The sequence below is a fragment of the Sphingomonas kyeonggiensis genome (assembly GCF_014204495.1).
GTDB classification, from domain to species: domain Bacteria; phylum Pseudomonadota; class Alphaproteobacteria; order Sphingomonadales; family Sphingomonadaceae; genus Sphingomonas; species Sphingomonas kyeonggiensis_A.
In genome coordinates this window covers 566,622-585,088 of record NZ_JACHLN010000002.1, presented here as the reverse complement: position 1 = coordinate 585,088, position 18,467 = coordinate 566,622, and the positions used below count along the sequence as shown (strand labels likewise).

16 protein-coding genes and 2 tRNA genes are annotated in these 18,467 nt (G+C 66.8%); 7 read left to right on the top strand and 11 right to left on the bottom strand.

Going from position 1 to position 18,467, the window contains the following annotated elements; translation table 11 throughout:
• Positions 1-3: 3 nt before the first annotated feature.
• From HNP52_RS10465 to HNP52_RS10445, 5 genes are all read right to left on the bottom strand, one after another.
• Positions 4-897, bottom strand: coding sequence for an acyl-CoA thioesterase II (locus tag HNP52_RS10465; protein WP_184166484.1), 894 nt, complete (start codon positions 895-897; stop codon positions 4-6).
• Positions 897-2,021 (bottom strand): acyl-CoA dehydrogenase family protein, encoded by a 1,125-nt coding sequence (locus HNP52_RS10460; RefSeq protein WP_184166483.1) that lies wholly within the window; start codon positions 2,019-2,021, stop codon positions 897-899. The genes HNP52_RS10465 and HNP52_RS10460 overlap by 1 nt, the downstream gene beginning before the upstream one ends.
• A 147-nt stretch (positions 2,022-2,168) precedes the next feature.
• Positions 2,169-3,329, bottom strand: coding sequence for an acyl-CoA dehydrogenase family protein (locus HNP52_RS10455; protein WP_184166480.1), 1,161 nt, complete (start codon positions 3,327-3,329; stop codon positions 2,169-2,171).
• A gap of 162 nt (positions 3,330-3,491) precedes the next feature.
• A complete protein-coding gene (locus HNP52_RS10450) occupies positions 3,492-5,519 on the bottom strand; it encodes a 3-hydroxyacyl-CoA dehydrogenase NAD-binding domain-containing protein (protein ID WP_184166477.1) in 2,028 nt (675 codons plus the stop codon).
• Between the two features lie 160 nt (positions 5,520-5,679).
• Positions 5,680-6,903, bottom strand: a complete 1,224-nt coding sequence (locus HNP52_RS10445) for a serine hydrolase (RefSeq protein WP_184166473.1) — start codon at positions 6,901-6,903, stop codon at positions 5,680-5,682.
• Between the two features lie 218 nt (positions 6,904-7,121).
• Here HNP52_RS10445 and HNP52_RS10440 point away from each other — a divergent pair, with 218 nt between their 5' ends.
• Positions 7,122-8,825, top strand: a complete 1,704-nt coding sequence (locus HNP52_RS10440) for a class I adenylate-forming enzyme family protein (protein ID WP_184168286.1) — start codon at positions 7,122-7,124, stop codon at positions 8,823-8,825.
• Positions 8,826-8,890: 65 nt separating this feature from the next.
• Positions 8,891-10,030 carry a low specificity L-threonine aldolase gene (locus HNP52_RS10435; protein WP_184166470.1) on the top strand — a complete coding sequence of 380 codons (1,140 nt, stop codon included), beginning with the start codon at positions 8,891-8,893 and terminating at the stop codon, positions 10,028-10,030.
• 148 nt (positions 10,031-10,178) lie between these two features.
• On the opposite strand, the gene HNP52_RS10430 is transcribed toward HNP52_RS10435, so the two are convergent.
• Complete coding sequence (locus tag HNP52_RS10430) at positions 10,179-10,466, bottom strand: GIY-YIG nuclease family protein (RefSeq protein ID WP_184166467.1); 288 nt, start codon at positions 10,464-10,466, stop codon at positions 10,179-10,181.
• A gap of 19 nt (positions 10,467-10,485) precedes the next feature.
• Complete coding sequence (locus tag HNP52_RS10425) at positions 10,486-11,976, bottom strand: glycerol kinase (protein WP_184166464.1); 1,491 nt, start codon at positions 11,974-11,976, stop codon at positions 10,486-10,488.
• 181 nt (positions 11,977-12,157) lie between these two features.
• Here HNP52_RS10425 and HNP52_RS10420 point away from each other — a divergent pair, with 181 nt between their 5' ends.
• The 3 genes from HNP52_RS10420 to HNP52_RS10410 all read left to right on the top strand — a co-directional run bounded on the left by HNP52_RS10420 (position 12,158) and on the right by HNP52_RS10410 (position 13,583).
• Positions 12,158-13,294 (top strand): AI-2E family transporter, encoded by a 1,137-nt coding sequence (locus HNP52_RS10420; RefSeq protein ID WP_184168285.1) that lies wholly within the window; start codon positions 12,158-12,160, stop codon positions 13,292-13,294.
• Positions 13,295-13,340: 46 nt separating this feature from the next.
• Positions 13,341-13,417, top strand: a tRNA-Asp gene (locus HNP52_RS10415).
• A gap of 89 nt (positions 13,418-13,506) precedes the next feature.
• A tRNA-Asp gene (locus HNP52_RS10410) sits at positions 13,507-13,583 on the top strand.
• A 62-nt stretch (positions 13,584-13,645) separates the two neighbouring features.
• On the opposite strand, the gene HNP52_RS10405 is transcribed toward HNP52_RS10410, so the two are convergent.
• From HNP52_RS10405 to HNP52_RS10390, 4 genes are all read right to left on the bottom strand, one after another.
• Positions 13,646-13,873: a DUF2842 domain-containing protein gene (locus HNP52_RS10405; protein WP_311768440.1), complete on the bottom strand. Its 228-nt coding sequence runs from the start codon at positions 13,871-13,873 to the stop codon at positions 13,646-13,648.
• The gene (locus tag HNP52_RS10400; RefSeq protein ID WP_184166461.1) at positions 13,855-14,406 is read right to left on the bottom strand and encodes a 5-formyltetrahydrofolate cyclo-ligase; all 552 of its coding nucleotides are present in this window, start codon (positions 14,404-14,406) and stop codon (positions 13,855-13,857) included. The genes HNP52_RS10405 and HNP52_RS10400 overlap by 19 nt, the downstream gene beginning before the upstream one ends.
• A 333-nt stretch (positions 14,407-14,739) precedes the next feature.
• On the bottom strand, positions 14,740-15,042 hold the full coding sequence (locus HNP52_RS10395; protein WP_184166458.1) for a cell division protein ZapA: 303 nt from the start codon (positions 15,040-15,042) through the stop codon (positions 14,740-14,742).
• Positions 15,042-15,227 carry a hypothetical protein gene (locus tag HNP52_RS10390; RefSeq protein ID WP_184166455.1) on the bottom strand — a complete coding sequence of 62 codons (186 nt, stop codon included), beginning with the start codon at positions 15,225-15,227 and terminating at the stop codon, positions 15,042-15,044. Before HNP52_RS10390 ends, HNP52_RS10395 begins: the two co-directional genes overlap by 1 nt.
• Positions 15,228-15,413: 186 nt before the next feature.
• Here HNP52_RS10390 and tkt point away from each other — a divergent pair, with 186 nt between their 5' ends.
• Together tkt and gap are read left to right on the top strand one after the other, a co-directional pair.
• Positions 15,414-17,390, top strand: a complete 1,977-nt coding sequence (tkt, locus tag HNP52_RS10385) for a transketolase (protein WP_184166452.1) — start codon at positions 15,414-15,416, stop codon at positions 17,388-17,390.
• Positions 17,387-18,394, top strand: a complete 1,008-nt coding sequence (gene gap / locus HNP52_RS10380) for a type I glyceraldehyde-3-phosphate dehydrogenase (RefSeq protein ID WP_184166449.1) — start codon at positions 17,387-17,389, stop codon at positions 18,392-18,394. Before tkt ends, gap begins: the two co-directional genes overlap by 4 nt.
• Positions 18,395-18,467: the final 73 nt, after the last annotated feature.

Sequence of the window (18,467 nt, the reverse complement as noted above, 5' to 3'; positions counted from 1 at the left end):
TTCCTAGTCCTTTACGCGGATCAGCCCTTCCTGGGTGACGCTGGCGACGAGGCGACCGTCGCGGCTGTAGATGCGGCCGCGATTGAAGCCGCGCGAATGGCCGGCCCAGGGGCTGTCGGTGGTGTAGAGCAGCCACTCGTCGAAGCGGAACGGCTCGTGCAGCCAGACTGCGTGATCGAGGCTGGCGGTCTGCACCCCGCCGGTCATCCAGCTGACGCCATGCGGAAGCAGGCAGGTGCCGAGCAGGGTCATGTCGGTGGCGTAGGTGAGCATCGCGCGGTGGAGCGCGGGATCGTCGGGCAGGGGCGCGACGACCCGGAACCAGCTGTGCTGGACGGGCTCCTGCGCCACGGGCCTGAACCAGTTGCGCGGGTTGACCGGGCGGATCTCGATCGGGCGGGCGCGCAGGAAGAAGCGGCGGAATTTCTCCGGTACCTCGTCGCGGATCGCCTCGCGCAGGTCGCGTTCCGAGACCAGGCTGTCCGGATCGGGCACGTCGGGCATGTCGAACTGGTGGTGCAGGCCCTCGGCCGGGAGCTGGAAGCTTGCGGTCATATTGAGGATCGGCTGGCCGCCCTGCATCGCGATGACCCGGCGATTGGCGAAGCTGCGCCCCTCGAAATCGCGGACCACGCGGTAGATGATCGGGTGGTTCTCGTCGCCCGGGCGCATGAAATAGGCGTGGAGCGAGTGGGCGAGCTTGTCGTCCTCGATCGAGCGCTGGGCGGCCTGGAGCGCCTGCGCCACGACCTGGCCGCCGAAGACGCGGCCGACCCCGCCGGGCTGGCGAGGGCCGCGGTAGAGGTCGGTATCGATGCGCTCGACATCGAGCAGCGCGGTGAGCTGGTCGACCAGGCCCTGGGGGTCTTCGGCGCGTTCGGGCGGGGTGGTATCCATCAGTAGCCGGACGCCTCGGCCAGGGCATTGGCGTGGTAGTTGGTGTCGCCGAACATCTCGGCCAGGACGCGGGCGCGCTTCATGAAGAAGCCGATGTCGAACTCGTCGGTCATGCCGATGCCGCCGTGCATCTGCACGCCCTCCTGCACCGCCAGCGTCGTGGCGAGGCCGGTCATCGCCTTGGCGACCGCCACCGCCTCGGCCGCGTCCTGCCCCGCGTCGAGCAGCTGCTGGGCCTTGAGCACGGCGGCGCGGGCGACTTCCATCTCGCTGTAGAGGTGCGCGGCGCGGTGCTGCAGGGCCTGGAAGCTGCCGATGGCGACGCCGAACTGCTTGCGATCCTTGAGGTAATTGACCGTCATGTCCATCGCCCCGCCGCCGACGCCGACCAGCTCGGCCGAGGCGCCGGTGCGGCCTGCCGCGAGCAGGCGACCCAGGGGACTATCGCCCTGGTCGACCTCGCCGAGAACCGTATCGGCATCGACTTCGACATTCGCAAAGGTGACGTGGGAAGCCAGGCTGGAGTCCGCCAGGCGTTCGGTACGGACCTCGATTCCGGCGGTTTTCGGATCGACCACGAAGAGCGTTACGCCCGAACTGGACGCTCCAGCCGCAGAAGTTCGCGCGGCGACGATCATCAGGTCGGCGACATGGGCGTGCGCGACGAAACGCTTGGCGCCCGACAGCCGAAAACCGTTGCCCGCGCGCTCGGCGGCGAGCGAAACCTGACCTGTGAACTTCGGCGTCTCGTCGATCGCCAGCGCCGCCACCGTATCGCCGGCGAGAATGCCGGGGAACCAGCGCGCTGCATGGCCGGTGCCCTTCAATGCCTCGACCGCCGCCACCGCCGTGGCGAGGAAGGGGGAGGGCGACAGGTTGCGGCCGATCTCCTCGAGCACCACGCCCGCTTCGACATGGCCGAGGCCGAGGCCGCCGTCGCCTTCCGGGATCAGGATGCCGGTGAAACCCATTTCAGCGAACTGCTTCCAGAGTTCCTTGCTGAAACCGGTGGGATCGTTCGCGTCGCGCAGCGCGCGCATGTGCGCGACGGGGGCTTCCGCGGCGACGAAGTCCTTCGCGGTGTCGCGGAGCATGGTCTGGTCTTCGTTGAGGTAGAGGGGCATCGGTTCGTTCCGTTTCTGCTCCCCTCCCGCTTTCGCGGGAGGGGCTGGGGGAGGGCCTTCTTCTTCCTTGAGACGAAGTGCCCTCACCCTTCCGCCGCTGCGCGGCTCCCTCCCTCTCCCGCGAAAGCGGGAGAGGGTTGTTCTGGCTCAGCTCGGCAAATCCAGAATCCGCTTGGCGATGATGTTGAGCTGGATCTCGCTGGTGCCGCCCTCGATCGAGTTTGCCTTGGTACGCAGCCATGACCGGGCCGCGGCGCCCTGGTGCGAGTCCTCGCTCTCCCATTCGAGCGCGTCGCTGCCGCCGGCGGCCATCTGGAGCTCGTGGCGGGTCTTGTTCAGCTCGGTGCCGTAATATTTCATCATCGAGGGCTGGGCGGGGTGCGCCTGGCCGGCCTTGAGCTCGTCGATGAACTTCTCGGACATCGCCGCGAACGCCTTGGAGCGGACCTCGAACAGCGCGATCTGGGCGCGCAGGATGGGATCGACGCCCTTGCGCGCGGCCTCGACCAGCGGGTCCTTGCCGGCACCGCCTAGGCCGAAGCCCGAGATCATCTCGCGCTCATGGCCGAGCAGATATTTGGCGACGTCCCAGCCCTTGTTGAGCGTGCCGAGCAAATTGGCCTTGGGTACCTTCACATCGTCGAAGAAGGTCTCGCAGAAGGGCGAGTTGCCGCTGATCAGCAGGATCGGCTTGGTCGATACGCCCGGCGAGGCCATGTCGAACAGCAGGAAGCTGATGCCGGCCTGCTTGACGGTCTTGTCGGTGCGGACGAGGCAGAAGATCCAGTCGGCCTTGTCGGCATAGCTGGTCCAGACCTTCTGGCCGTTGACGACGAAATGATCGCCCGCATCATCCGCGGAAGTTTGCAGGCCCGCCAGATCCGAGCCGGCATTGGGCTCCGAATAGCCCTGGCACCAGCGGATTTCGCCGCGTGCAATCTTCGGGAGATGTTCGAGCTTCTGTTCCTCGGTGCCGTATTTGAGCAGCGCCGGGCCGAGCATCGAGATGCCGAAGCTGTTGAGCGGATTGCGCGCCTTGATGCGCTTCAGCTCCTCGCGGAGGATCTTGGTCTCCGCGGGGGAGAGACCGCCGCCGCCATAGGCGCTGGGCCAATCGGGCACGGTCCAGCCGCGCGCGGCCATGCGATCGAGCCAGACCTTCTGGTCCGGATGCGCATATTCCGGGTTGCGGCCGCCCCAGGTGGTTTCCTTTTCCGACTTGGGCGGGGTGCGCATCTCGGCCGGGCAGTTTGCCTCCAGCCAGGCGCGGGTTTCGGCGCGGAATTGGTCGAGGTCGGTATCAGGCATCTCAACTCTCCAATTCCTCTCCCGCTTTTGCGGGAGAGGCGCGAGACTTGGCAGCTTTGCTGCCTAGTCGCAGCGGTGAGGGCTCTTTCTGGTTCGTCGAAGAAGAAGAAGTGCCCTCACCCAACCCTCTCCCGCGAAAGCGGGAGAGGGCTAGAAGGGTGCTTACTTGTTGAACTTCTCGCCCTTCTCCGCCTTTTCGCGGAGCAGGGGGGCGACTTCGAAGCCGTACTTCTCGAGGCCCTCGACGATCTTCTTGAGACCCTCGGTATCGGCCCAGAACATCGGGCCGCCGCGGTACGGGGGCCAGCCATAGCCGTACACCCAGACGACATCGATGTCTGATGCGCGCTGGGCCATCTTCTCGGCGAGGATCAGCGCGCCTTCGTTGACCATGGTGTAGAGCGTGCGGACGACGATCTCCTCCTCGGTGATCTCGTGCTGCGGGACGCCCAGCTTCTCGCGCCACTCGGCGATCAGCTCGGCGACGCGCGGCGAGTTCGAGGGGGTGCGCTTCTCGTCATAATCGTAGAAGCCGGCGCTCTTCTTCTGGCCCCAGCGGCCCTCGGCGGCGAGCGCGTCGCGGATGTTCTCGATCCGGTTCGGGTCGCGGTGCCAGCCGATGTCGACACCGGCGAGATCGGCCATCTGGAACGGGCCCATCGGCATGCCGAAGGCGACATGGACCTTGTCGATCTGCTCGGGCGTGGCGCCTTCGAGCAGCATCTTGTTGGCCTCGACCTGGCGGGGCATCAGCATGCGGTTGCCGATGAAGCCGTAGCAGACGCCGGCGATGACAGCGACCTTCTTGATCTTCTTCGACACGGCCATGGCGGTGGCGAGCACGTCGTCGGCGGTCTTGGCGCCGCGGACGATCTCGAGCAGCTTCATCACGTTCGCCGGCGAGAAGAAGTGCAGGCCGAGCACGTCCTGCGGACGCGAGGTGGCCGCGGCGATCTCGTCGATATTGAGGTAGCTGGTGTTCGAAGCGAGGATGGCGCCCGGCTTTGCGATCTTGTCGAGCTTACCGAAGATGTCCTTCTTGACGTCCATATTCTCATAGACGGCCTCGATGATCAGGTCGCACTCGCCGAGCGCGTCGAAATCGAGCGTCGGGTTGAGCAGACCCATCGCGCCTTCCACCTGCTCGGCGGTCATGCGGCCCTTGGCGGCGGTCGCTTCGTAATTCTTGCGGATCACGCCGGTGCCGCGATCGAGCGCTTCCTGCGCCATCTCGACGATGGTCACCGGCACGCCGGCCGACAGGAAGTTCATCGAGATGCCGCCGCCCATCGTGCCGGCGCCGATCACGCCGACGCGCTTGATGTCGCGCAGCGCGATGTCCTCGGCGATGCCGTCGATCTTCGCGGCCTTGCGCTCGGCGAAGAAGATGTGGCGGAGCGCGGCGGACTGGGTGCCCATGATAAGCTTCATGAAGCCCATGCGCTCGGCCTGGACGCCCTCTGCATAGGGCTTGCCGGCAGTCTGCTCGATCAGGTCGAGGATCGTGTTCGGCGCGTCCATGCCGCGGAAGCGCTTGGCGTTCTTGGCGCGGAACGCCTCGAACACGGCGGCGTCGACGGTGACCGGGCGCTCGGAGGAGCGCGAGACCGGCTGGCCGATCACTTCCTGGGCGAAGGCGACGGCATCGGCGACGAGATTGCCCTCGGTCGCGAGGCGATCGACCAGGCCGGCGGCCTTGGCCTGCTCGGCCGAGATCGGATCGCCCTTGGTCGCCATTTCGAGCGCGACTTCGACGCCCGCGACGCGCGGCATGCGCTGGGTGCCGCCAGCGCCGGGCAGGATGCCGAGCTTGACTTCGGGCAGGCCGAACTTCGCCGAGGGCACGGCGATGCGATAGTGCGAGGCGAGCGCGACTTCGCAGCCGCCGCCGAGCGCGGTGCCATGGACGGCCGAGATCACCGGCTTGTCGAGCGCTTCGATCTCATCGACCAGCACGGGGAGCGACGGCTCCTGCATCGGCTTGCCGAACTCGGTGATGTCGGCGCCGGCGAAGAAGGTCTTGCCCGCGCAGGTGATGACGACGGCCTTGATGCTGTCGTCGTTTTTCGCTTCCTGGATGCCGGCCTGGATGCCCTGGCGGACCGCCGCGCCGAGCGCGTTCACCGGCGGATTGTCCGAGGCGATGATCAGGACGTCGCCCTGGCGGGTGGTGGTGATGGGGGAGGTCATTTTCGTCTCCAGTTGAATGCCGGCCGTCATCCCCGCGAAAGCGGGGACCCATCTCGTGCGCTAACCGAACAATACGACAGCTGTCGTACCTGCGGCGCGTTCCGGAGATGGGCCCCCGCTTTCGCGGGGGTGACGAAGAAGGGGTGGGCGGCGGCGGTCATCAATCCGCCAATGCCGAATAGATCATCGTCTTCAGCTCGCGCCGGATCGGGTAGAGCATGGACGGCGAAAGCTGCGTCATGAAGACCATCGAGATGCGCTCGACGGGATCGATGAAGAAGGCGGTCGAGAACATGCCGCCCCAGTAGAACTCGCCGGCCGAGCCGGGCATCAGCGTCTTCGCGACATCGGTGGTGATCGCGAAGCCCAGGCCGAAGCCGGTGCCGGCATTGGTCGTCTCGCTGAACAGCGACTTGGACAGGCTGGCGAGATCGCCGCCGGCGGGCAGGTGGTTGGTCGTCATCAGGTCGACCGTCTTGCGGCTGACCAGCCTTGTGCCGTCGAGCTCGCCCTTGTTCAGGAAGAAGGTGCAGAAGCGGTGATAGTCGAGCGCGGTGGAGACGAGGCCGCCGCCGCCCGAGACGAGGCGCGGCGGCTTCGACCAGGCACTCTCGGCGCCGCGATCATACATCACCCGGCCCTTGCCCTGGACCATCGTCCAGCAATCGGCGAGGCGATCGGTCTTGTCCGCCGGCACGGTGAAACCGGTGTCGTGCATGCCGAGGGGCATGAAGATGCGCTGCTCGAAGAAATCGGCGAGGGGCATGCCCGAGACACGCTCGACCACGGCGCCGAGCACGTCGGTGGACACCGAATAGTTCCATTCGGTGCCGGGCGAGAATTCGAGCGGGATCCGCCCCAGCGCCGCGACGAACTCGTCGAGCGTCAGGTTGCCGTGCCAGTTCTCGATCTTGCCCTCGCGATAGGCGGCATCGATGTTGGTGCGGTTCTGGAAGCTGTAGGTAAGGCCCGACGTGTGGCGGAGCAGGTCGACCATCCGCATCGGCTCGCCGGTGGGGGTCGTCTGGAAGGGCACGCCGCCGCCGCCGGCCTTGAACACGCCGAGAGTCTTGAACTCGGGCAGGACGTGGTGGACCGGCGTGTCGAGCGCGACCTTGCCCTCTTCGACCAGCATCATGAAGGCGAGGCTGGTGACCGGCTTGGTCATCGAGGCGATACGGAAGATCGTGGCCTGGTCGACCGCCGCTCCGCCTTCGCGAGCGGCACCCTGGTGCGAGAAATGGACGATCTCGCCGCCCCGGGCGATCAGGATCTGGGCATGGGGCAGCTTGCCCGAGTCGAGGTAGCGCGCCTTCACATAGGCATCGATCCGCGCCAGCCGGGCCGCGTCGAAACCGTGGTTTTCGGGCTTGGCAATCTTCATGCGGCTGGCATACCTCTCATTCGAAAGCGATGACTCGCGTCTTCTCAAGGACACGCTTCCCCTATTGCCTTGAGCGCGCGATGAATCAACACTAACGTTGTTTACGGTACGGCATCCGATGCCAAACCCAACATTCTAGAAACATAACGCACATAGATTTGGAGAGAATCGCCTTGGCCCCCGAACCGATCGTGCCGCTCGACCCCAATTGGCCTGCCATGTCGCTGGAGCAGGTGAAGGGGGCACTGACCGCTCCGGGCCAGCGCTTCGAGATGGACGAAGTGGAAATCCGCGGCGTGCCGACGCGGGTGTGGAAGGGCGCGCCGCCCACCCTGGGCGTGCTGGCGCAGCTGGCGCGGCTCTATGGCGACCGGGTGTTCACCGTCTATGAGGACGAGCGCGTCACCTATGACGCGAACTACCGGGCGGTGTGCCATCTGGCGCAGAAGCTGAGCGAGATGGGCGTGGGGAAGGGCGACCGCGTCGCGCTTGCCATGCGCAACCTGCCCGAATGGCCGACGATCTTCTTCGCCGCGACCAGCCTGGGGGCGATCATCGTGCCGCTCAATGCCTGGTGGACGGGTGGCGAGCTCGAATATGGCATGAAGGATTCGGGCTCGAAGATACTGTTCGTCGATGCCGAGCGGCATGCCCGGCTGAAGGACTGCTATGCCCGTCTGCCCGACCTGGAGCGGGTGGTGGTGAGCCGCTGCGACGAAGAGCTGGACGGCAATGCCAGCCGGCTCGAGGTGCTGATCGGCACGCGGCATGACTGGGCGAGCCTTCCCGATATTCCCTTCCCGCAGGTGGCGGTGACGCCCGAGGACGACGCGACGATCTTTTATACCAGCGGCACGACGGGGAACCCGAAGGGCGCGCTGGGCACGCACCGCAACATCTGCACCAACATCCTGTCGAGCGGGTACAGCGCGGCCAGGGCGATGCTGCGCCGGGGCGAGATTCCGCCGGCGATGATCCCGCACAAGGTGGGGCTGCTGGTCATTCCGCTGTTCCACGTCACCGCGTGCAGCGCGGCGCTGATGGGCGGCATCGCCACGGGGCAGACGGTGGTGTTCATGCGCCGCTGGGACGCCGAGAAGGCGATGGCGATCATCGAGCGCGAGAAGGTGACCTTCACCGGCGGCGTGCCGACGATCGCCTGGCAGCTGCTCGAGCATCCGGCGCGCGAGAAATACGACCTCTCCAGCCTGGAGGCGATCTCCTATGGCGGCGCGCCCTCGGCGCCCGAGCTCGTCAAGCGCATCTATGAGGAGTTCGGCGCGCTCCCCGGCAATGGCTGGGGGATGACCGAGACGATGGCGACGGTGACCCAGCATAGCGGCGAGGATTACCTGACCCGCCCGACCAGCGCCGGCCAGCCGGTCGCGACGGCGGACCTCAAGATCATGACCGTCGAGGGCGATCGCGAACTTCCCATTGGCGAAGTCGGCGAACTCTGGGCCAAGGGGCCGATGATCGTGAAGGGCTATTGGAACAAGCCCGAGGCGACGGCGGAGACCTTTGTCGACGGCTGGGTGCGCACCGGCGACCTGGCGCGGCTCGACGAGGAGGGGTTCCTCTACATCGTCGACCGGGCGAAGGACATCATCATCCGCGGCGGCGAGAACATCTATTCGAGCGAAGTCGAGGACGTGCTCTACGCCTTCCCCGGCGTGATGGACGCCGCGCTGATCGGCGTGCCGCACAAGACGCTGGGCGAGGAGCCGGTGGCGGTGGTCCATCTGGCGCCGGGCACCAATGCGAGCGAGGCGGAGCTGCAGGACTTCGTCCGCGCCCGGCTGGCGGGGTTCAAGGTGCCGGTGCAGGTGCGCTTCGTGGCGGACACCCTGCCGCGCAACGCCAATGGCAAGATCCTGAAGAAGGACCTGCGCGAGCTGTTCGTGGGCGAGGCGGCGGCCTGAGGCGCAATAGCGCTGGCCGAAAGGGCGGAGCACGCTAAGCTCGGCGTCCGAAGGGAGACCTACGGATGCATGTCGACCGCAGGGCGTTTTTCGGTGCCACGGCCGCAGCGCTGACCCTGCCGCAGCTCGCCCGGGCGGCGGGCTGGTGGCAGTCCGCGCCGGCTTTCCCGCCGGTCGATGCGCGCAGTGTCTGGCTGGTCGGCGATTCCGCGCCGCCCGATCCGGTTGCGATATCGGCGCGGCTGACGGAGCTGGCGGGCAGCGGATCGGTGCGCGACGGCTATCTCAACGGCGGTGCGGTCGAGGCACTGGAAAAGGCGTTCGCGGCCCATCTGGGCAAGGAGGCCTGTGCCTTTTTCCCGACCGGAACGCTGGCCAACAATGTCGCGCTGCGGGTGCTGTGCGGCGATGCGCCGCATGCGCTCTGCCAGCAGGACAGCCATCTTTATCGCGACGAAAGCAACATGGCGCAGCGCATGGCCGGCATCAACCTGGTGCCGCTTGGCGCGGGGCGGGTGACGCCGACGCAGGAGGAGCTGGTCGCGGCGTTCGATGCCGCGGAGAAAGGGCCGTACGCGCTCAAGGTCGGCGCGATCTCGCTCGAGAGCCCGGTGCGCCGGCTCGAGGGCGGCCTGATCCCGTCGCAGCGGATCGCCGAGATCGCGGCACTCGCGGCGGCGCATGGCACGCGCATGCATCTCGACGCCGCGCGACTGCTGCTCGCGCCGCCTTCGCTCGACCGCAAGGCCTATGTTGCGCCGTTCGAGACCGTCTATGTCTCGCTCTACAAGTATCTGGGCGCGCCGTTCGGGGCGGTGCTGGCGGGACCGGCGGCGACGATCGCCAGGGCGCGCGAGTGGCGGCATCTCTATGGCGGGCTGATCTACCAGGGATGGGCGCCGGCGTTGCTCGCGCTCGATGGACTGCAGCATTTCCCCGAGCGCATCGCCAAGGCGCACGGCGTTGCGGAGACGCTGTTCGCCGCGCTCGAGCACAGCGGCAAGGTCAAGCGCGTGGCGAACCCAGACGCGTCGAACATCTACCGGCTCGAAATGCCGCAGGCGCTGGCCGAGGCAGCGTTCGAGCGCGGCCGTGCCGCCGGCGTGCGGATCGGGCGATGGGAGAAGGGATCGATCCCGTTCTTCGTCAACGAGACGCTGCTGCGCCGCCCGGTCGAGGACTATGTGAAGCTGTTCCTGGGGTAGGCCACACTATCGTCATCCCCGCGAAAGCGGGGACCCATCTCCTGGGCTATCCCGGAACACGGCCGTGGTATTCGCGGCGTCGGTACGAGATGGGCCCCCGCTTTCGCGGGGGTGACGGATAGGGTTTCTCGGGATGACGGATTGGGTGTCAGCAATTCAGCTCATAGAACAGGTCTCGCCAGTTCGGGTTCGATTCCTCGATCAACGCGATCTTCCATGCCCTACGCCACTTCTTGATGCGCTTCTCGCGGAGGATGGCGTTGTCGATCTCGTCATGGAATTCGACGTAAACGAGGCGATAGAGCCCGTATTTGGCTGCGAACTTGCTTCCGGCGCCATCTCGATGTTCCAAGGCACGGCGGGACATTTCTGAGGTGACACCGGTGTAGAGTGCGCCGTTTTTTCGGTTGGTGATGATGTAGGTGTAGCCCGCCATTTCACCATTCCGCCTGTGGCTAGTTCGGGAGATGGGGCCCCGCTTTCGCGGGAGTGACGACAGAGAGGACGGCCTGGCGCCACCCCGTGAGGCGGGCTTTGCGGCTTTCAGTGTCCAGCTTCGGCTCGAACGTCAGGCCCGCGCCGCGCATCTTCGCGGCGTCTTCCAGCCCGCCGAACATCCCGCAGCCGATGCCGGCCAGCATTGCCGCACCGAGCGCAGTGGTCTCGGCGAAGTCGGGGCGGTCGACGGGGATGGCGAGGATGTCCGCCAGGTCCTGGGCGATCCAGTCGTTGGTGACCATGCCGCCGTCCACGCGCAGGCGCGACCAGTCGGCGCCGTCGGCGGCGAAGGCGGTCTTCAGGTCGTGGCTCTGGTGCGCCATCGCCTCCAGCGCGGCGCGGACTATATGGGCGCGGGTAGCGGCGAAGCTGAGGCCGGAGATCGCCGCACGCGCCTCCGGCTCCCACCAGGGCGCGCCGAGGCCGGACAGGGCCGGAACGAGATAGACGCCGCCATTGTCCTTCACCGAGCGTGCCAGCGGCTCGGTATCCTGCGCTTTCTCGATCAGTTGCACCGAATCGCGCAGCCATTGGACCAGGCTGCCGGCGACGAACACCGAGCCCTCGATCGCATAGGTGCGCCGCCCGCCCAGCTGCCACAGCACGGTGGCGAGGAGGCGGTTCCTGGAGGAGGGCGGGGCGGTGCCGGCATTGGTGAGGACGAAGGCGCCGGTGCCATAGGTCGCCTTGGTATCGCCGCGCTCGAGACAGGCCTGGCCGATCGTCGCGGCCTGCTGGTCGCCGGCAAGGCCGCAGATCGGGATCTCGCCGCCGAACAGCTTCGTCGTGCCGAACTTGCCGGCGCAATCGACGATCTCGGGCAAGGCGTCGCGCGGGGCGGAGAACATCTCGAGCAGGCCATCGCTCCAGCCGCCCGAGCCGAGGCCCATCAGCAAGGTGCGCGAGGCATTGGTGGCGTCGGTGATGTGCAAGCCGCCGATGAGCTTCCAGACCAGCCAGCTTTCGATCGTGCCGATCGCAAGCCGGTCGCCCACGCCCTTGAGCTGGGGCCAGTGCTGCATCGCCCAGGCGATCTTGGTGCCGGAGAAATAGGGATCGAGCAGCAGGCCGGTGCGCGCCTGGACGCCCGGCTCCTCGCCGGCGTCGCGCCACGCACGGCACATCGCGGCGCTGCGCCGGTCCTGCCAGACGATGGCGGGGGCGAGGGGCTCGCCCGTGGTCTTGTCCCAGAAGACGATCGTCTCGCGCTGGTTGGTGATGCCGATCGCGGCGATCCGGTCTGCGCCGCCGGCCTCGCGGACCATGGCATGGGCACATTCCAGGGTGCGCTTCCAGATCTCGTTGGCGTCATGCTCGACCAGGCCGGGGCCGGGATAATGCTGGGTGAGCTCGGCGCTATGGCTGCCCAGGCACTTGCCCGACGGCGCGAACAGCATCGCGCGGGTGGAAGTGGTGCCCTCATCGAGGACCAGGATGTTCTCGCCCATATTCGCAACGCTAGCCGGGATTACATCCAATGCAATCCGCGCTAGGGTTTCCGCGAGCGAGGGAAGGGACGACGTGAGCGAGACGAACGGCATCATCGGCGGGGAAGACGAACGGGACGGCGAGGGACTTCCCTCGGGACCGGCACGGGCGCCGCTGCTTGGGCCGTCCACCCAGGAGAGCATGGGCGACGGGCAGAAGCGCGACCGGCTGATGGCGGCGCTGACGCTGATCGCCGGGCTCGGGCTGGTGCTCGCGCTGCCGTTCGCGCTGCAGGCGGGCGCGGTGTTCTTCCTGCCGCTGACCACCGCGCTGGTGATCGCGATTGCACTCGTGCCGCTGCTCGAATGGCTCGAGCGGCACCGGCTGCCGGCGCCGATCGCGGCGTTCATCTGCGTGCTGCTGTTCCTGATCGCGGCCAATGTCGCGCTGGCCTCGATCGTCGTCCCTGCCTGGCAGTGGATCCGCGACCTGCCCGCCAAGATCCCGCAGATCCAGGAAAACCTGAAGCCGTTGATCGAATTCTACGCCAATCTCGATTCTTTCGTGAACAAGACGGTGATGAACTTCGCCTCGGCGCCGATGAAGCAGCCCGAGGTGATGGCTGCCACGCCGCCGCGTTCGCTGATCGACCTGTTCGCCACCTCGGCGCCGTCGGCGCTGGTCGAGATGTTCTTCGCCATCCTCGTCATCTACTTCTTCCTCTCCGGCTGGACCCGCCTGCGCCGCAACGCGATCACCAGCCGGGCGAGCTTCGGCGGCGCGATGGCGACCGCGCGGGTGATCCAGGACGTGGTCGACGACACCTCGGCCTATCTCGGCACGATCACGGTGATCAACATGACGCTGGGCCTGATCGTCGCCGGCGTGCTGTGGGCGATCGGCATGCCGACCCCGCTGATGTGGGGCGGCATCGTCGCGCTGCTCAACTATATCCCCTATTTCGGCCCGGTATTCGCCGCGCTGCTGCTCGCCATGGGCGGGCTGATGACCTTCCCGGACCTGGGCTGGGCGTTCGTGCCGCCGATCGTGATGATCGCCTGCCACCTGATCGAGGCGAATGTCGTGACCCCGCTGGTCGTCGGTCACCGTCTGACGATCAGCCCGATCATGATCCTGATCTCGCTGAGCTTCTGGGGCTGGGTGTGGGGCACCACCGGCGCACTGCTCGCGGTGCCGCTGCTGATCATCATCCAGACCGTGGTCAACGCCGCGGGCAAGCCGGATATCGCCGGTTTCCTGTTCGAGCACGGCACCTTGGTGAACGATCCTGTGGATAATCGACCGCTGCGGCGAAAAAGTCGCGACCAATCCGGTTGACACCCCCAAAAGTCGCGTCTAGTGCCCGCCTCCTCGCTTCGAGAGAGCGGGTGTAGCTCAGTTGGTTAGAGCGCCGGCCTGTCACGCCGGAGGTCGCGGGTTCGAGCCCCGTCACTCGCGCCATTCCCCATGGTCTGACTGTCAGGGTGCGCCCCGTGCGTGCTTCGACCGGACGATTGGATACGGGGAGCGGTCTTCTCTCATACGCAGATGCGGGTGTAGCTCAGTTGGTTAGAGCGCCGGCCTGTCACGCCGGAGGTCGCGGGTTCGAGCCCCGTCACTCGCGCCATGCATCGCATGGCCACCCCTTCCCAGACGAATCGCTGCTTTCCCGATGCCGAGGCGCGCTGCTCAGGCGCGCCGCCAGCGACCGGTTTCCATCCAGCGCAGCACGCCACCGAGCGGCAGGATCCAGACGATCCCGGTGATGACGTAGATCGGCAGCTGGGCAAGGATGTGCAGCCGGCCGATCCAGCCCGAGAAGCTGGCAACCAGGATCACCCAGGCGAAGACCCAGGCGACGATGCCCAGTGCACCGGCGGGCTTGCGCCAGCTCGGCTCTATGCTTCCGCGTGCCACGTCATGCCTTTCTCGGTGATCACCGCATTCAGCGGCACGTCCCAGATGTCGCTGGGGATGGCAGGCACTTCCTGGACCGACCAGGCCACGCCGACGCGCCAGGCATCGGGATAACGGGCAAAGGCACGGTCGTAATGGGCGGCGCCCTGGCCGAGTCGATTGAGCCGCGCATCGAAGCCGACCAGCGGGGTGAGGATCACGTCCGGAGCGACTTCCGGGCTGTCTGCCTGGGGCTGGCGCAGGCCGAAGGGGCCGTCGACCAAAGGCTCGCCCATCCGCCAGGCGAGGAAGCGCAGCGGCTCGGCGCGGCCGATAACGAAGGGCAAGGCAAGCGTGCAGCCGGCCTGCGCTGCCGCGGCGGCGAGCTGGGTGGGGTCCGCCTCGCTGCCGATCGCGACATAGGTGGCGACCGTCATGCCCGGCTGGAGATGCTCGATGAAATGCTCGGGGGCGAGGATCGCCTCGCTCGCTTCGATGGCGAAGGCGTCACGCTCCGCACGGAGCTGCGCCCGAAGGGCTAGCTTGTCGATCATGCGTCGCCTTTTACGGGAGCGGTGGCGGAACCACCATGGGTCGTTTGCCTGAAGTATCCTCTGACGCCCGTTACGTCAGGTGGGGACCATATGCCGCGGACCAGGATCCGCACAGGGACAGCCCCCATGGATGATGAATAGCCTCAGGGATAATTGCAACGGCTCGTGCCGGGCAGTTCCGCCGCTGATGGATGTAGGGGGTTCGGTGGGGGTTCGCAACGGGTTGCCAGACACTTCTTGTTCCCCGGCGAAGGCCGGGGCCCAGGGTCACGAGCGATGCGGGAGAGAAACCTCGGGCCCCGGCCTTCGCCGGAGAACACGAGGGTTGAAGGGTTACGCTTCGCTGGCGTCTTCCTCGAGCGCGGCAGCCACGGCCTCGAGCCGGTCGGCGATGCGCTCGAGCAGTACCGGCGACACGCCTTCCGGCGGGTTGCGCTCGGTCTCGTCGAGCAGGTCGGCGAGGATCAGCGACAGATAGACCAGAGTGCGCTCGGCATTAAGCCCGCCCGAGGCGCGCAGTGCCGTGTCGGCGTGGCGCTGCAGGATCGACTCGAGGTGCCGGATATGGGCTTCGTCGCCTTCGCGGGTGGCGACCGAATAGCTGCGGCCGGCGACGGAAATATCGATGTCGGCCATCAGTCCTGGTCCGCCTGGGTTTCACGCGCGATCAGCGCATCGAGCGACGATACCGCATCCTCGATGCGGGACCGCAGCTTGGCGTGGCGCTGGGTGATGCGTTCGCAGGCATAGGCCCGCGCTGCAGCGGCTTTCTCGATGCGGACGAGGGCCTGTTCGATACGATCGGCGGGCGTACTTGCCATGGATCAAGCGTTACGCACCCCATCCGAACCTCGCAACCCCTGAATGGCACCGGTTCCATGACGGGTTCGCCGAGCTGATGCGAAGCAGCGCCGGTTCGAGTCCTGCACGGTTTCGCAGTGCCGAGGCGGTTGACGTAGGCCCCCAAGGGCACCAAAGGCGTCCGCGCCAGCATCAGGGGACTCCAAGTGACCGCAAGCTTCACCGACTGCGCCAATGCCATCCGGGCATTGTCGATGGACGCCGTGGAGGCGGCCAATTCGGGGCATCCGGGCATGCCGATGGGCATGGCCGACGTCGCCACCGTGCTGTTCCAGAATTACCTGAAGTACGACCCGGCCGATCCGAAATGGGCGGACCGCGATCGCTTCGTGCTCTCGGCCGGCCATGGCTCGATGCTGCAATATTCGCTGCTCCACCTGACCGGCTATGCCCGCCCGACGCTGCAGGACATTCGCGACTTCCGCCAGATCGGCAGCCCCTGCGCCGGCCACCCCGAGAATTTCGAGCTGGAAGGCGTCGAGTGCACCACCGGCCCGCTCGGCCAGGGCCTGGCGATGGCCGTGGGCTTCGCCGCCGCCGAACGCCACCTCAACGCCGTCTATGGCGACGACCTGGTCGATCACCGCACCTGGGTGATTGCCGGTGACGGCTGCCTGATGGAAGGCATCAACCATGAGGCGGTCGGCCTCGCCGGGCATCTGAAGCTCGGCAAGCTGATCGTGCTGTGGGACGACAACAAGATCACGATCGACGGCGCGGTGTCGCTCTCGTCGAGCGAGGACATCCCGGCACGCTACCGGGCATCGGGCTGGCAGGTCGTCGAGTGCGACGGCCATGACGCCGCGGACATCGCCCGCGCCTTCGACGAGGCGATCGCGAGCGACCTGCCGTCGCTGGTCAAGTGCCGCACGATCATCGGCTTCGGCGCGCCGAACAAGCAGGGCTCGTCCAAGGTGCACGGCTCGCCGCTGGGCGCCGACGAAGTCGCCGCCGCGCGCGTGCAGCTGGGCTGGAATCACCCGGCCTTCGAGATTCCCGGCGATATCCGCGAGACCTGGCTCGAAGCCGGCAAGCGCGGTGCAACGCCGCATGCCGAATGGAAGCAGCGCCTCGCGGAGCATGAGGACCGCGCCGAGTTCGAGCGCCGGATGCGCGGCGAGCTGCCGGCCTGGTTCTCGCTCTCGGATCATATCCAGGGCCTGATCGACGCGCCGCAGAAGGTCGCGACCCGCAAGGCGAGCGAGATGGCGCTCGAAGCGATCAACGCGCAGATCCCCGACACCGTCGGCGGCTCGGCCGACCTGACCGGCTCGAACAATACCCTGACCAAGGGCCTGGGCGCGTTCAACGCCGACAACTACGCCAGCCGCTATGTCTATTACGGCATCCGCGAGTTCGGCATGTCGGCGGCGATGAACGGCATGGCGCTGCACGGCGGCGTGATCCCCTATGGCGGCACCTTCCTGGTGTTCGCGGACTATGCCCGCGCGGCGATCCGCCTGTCGGCGCTGCAACAGGCACGCGTGATCTATGTGATGACGCACGACTCGATCGGCCTGGGCGAGGACGGCCCGACCCACCAGCCGGTGGAGCACCTGACCAGCCTGCGCCTGATCCCCAACCTGGACGTCTATCGCCCGTGCGACGTGGTCGAGACCGCAGAGTGCTGGGAACTGGCGCTCCAGCGCGCGGACGGCCCCGGCCTGCTCGCGCTCAGCCGCCAGAACCTGCCGCAGCTGCGCCTCGAGGCCGGCGAGAACCGCTCGGCGCGCGGTGCCTATGCCATCCGCGAGGCCGAGGCGCCGCGCCAGGTGGTGCTGATCGCCAGCGGCTCGGAAGTCGAGATCGCGGTCGCCGTGCGCGACGAGCTGGAAGCCCAGGGCATCGGTGCCGACGTCGTCTCGATGCCGTGCTGGGAGCGCTTCGATGCGCAGGACGCGCAGTACAAGCGCGACCTGCTGCCGGCGCATGCGCTCAAGGTCTCGATCGAGGCCGGCACGACGCTGGGCTGGGAGCGCTATACCGGCATTGATGGATTGAACTTTGGAGTGGATGGATTTGGCGCCTCGGGCCCCTATCTGAAGCTCTACGAGCATTTCGGGCTCACTGCGGGAGCCATCGTTCCGCAGATCGTCGAAAAGTTGAACGGAGAACAGGCATGACGAAGGTTGCGATCAACGGGTTCGGGCGCATCGGTCGACTGGTCGCGCGCGCGATCCTGGAGCGTCCGGATAGCGGGCTCGAGCTCGTCACGATCAACGACCTGGCCGATGCCAAGTCGAATGCGTGGCTCTTCTCGCGCGACAGCGTGCACGGCAAGTATCCGGGCACCGTCACCGCCGAGGGCGACGACCTGATCATCGACGGCACCCGCATCAAGGTGACCAAGGAGCGTGATCCCGCCAACCTGCCGCACGCCGAGAACGGCGTGGAGCTGGTGCTGGAGTGCACGGGCTTCTTCACCGACCGCGCTTCGGCCCAGAAGCACATCGACGCCGGCGCCAAGAAGGTGCTGATCTCGGCTCCGGGCAAGAATGTCGACCTGACCGTCGTCTACGGCGTGAACCATGACAAGCTGGAGGCCGGCCACACGATCGTCTCCAACGCATCGTGCACCACCAACTGCCTTGCGCCGGTCGCCAAGGTGCTGAACGACACCGTCGGCATCGAGCGCGGCCTGATGACCACGGTCCACGCCTATACCAACGACCAGAAGATCCTCGACCAGATCCACCCGGACCTGCGTCGTGCGCGCGCCGCCGCGATGAGCATCATCCCGACCACCACCGGCGCCGCGCGCGCCGTGGGCGAGGTGCTGCCGGAGCTGAAGGGCAAGCTGGACGGCTCGGCGATCCGCGTTCCGGTTCCGGACGGCAGCCTGGTCGACCTGACCTTCACCCCGAAGCGCGATACCAGCGTCGAGGAAGTGAACGCGATCCTGAAGGCGGCTTCGGAAGAAGGCCCGCTCAAGGGCATCCTGCTCTTCTCGGACGAGCCGCTGGTCTCGATCGACATCGTCCACACCCCGGCTTCGTCGACCGTCGACAGCCTGGAGACCGCGGTGATCGACGGCAAGCTGGTGCGCGTCGTCAGCTGGTACGACAATGAGTGGGGCTTCTCGAACCGCATGGTCGACACGGCCACCGCGATGGCGAAGCTGGGCTGATTTGCGCGTCATCCCGACGAAAGTCGGGATCTCGTGAGGCATAAGGGTCGCTCTATCTCCTGAGATCCCGGCT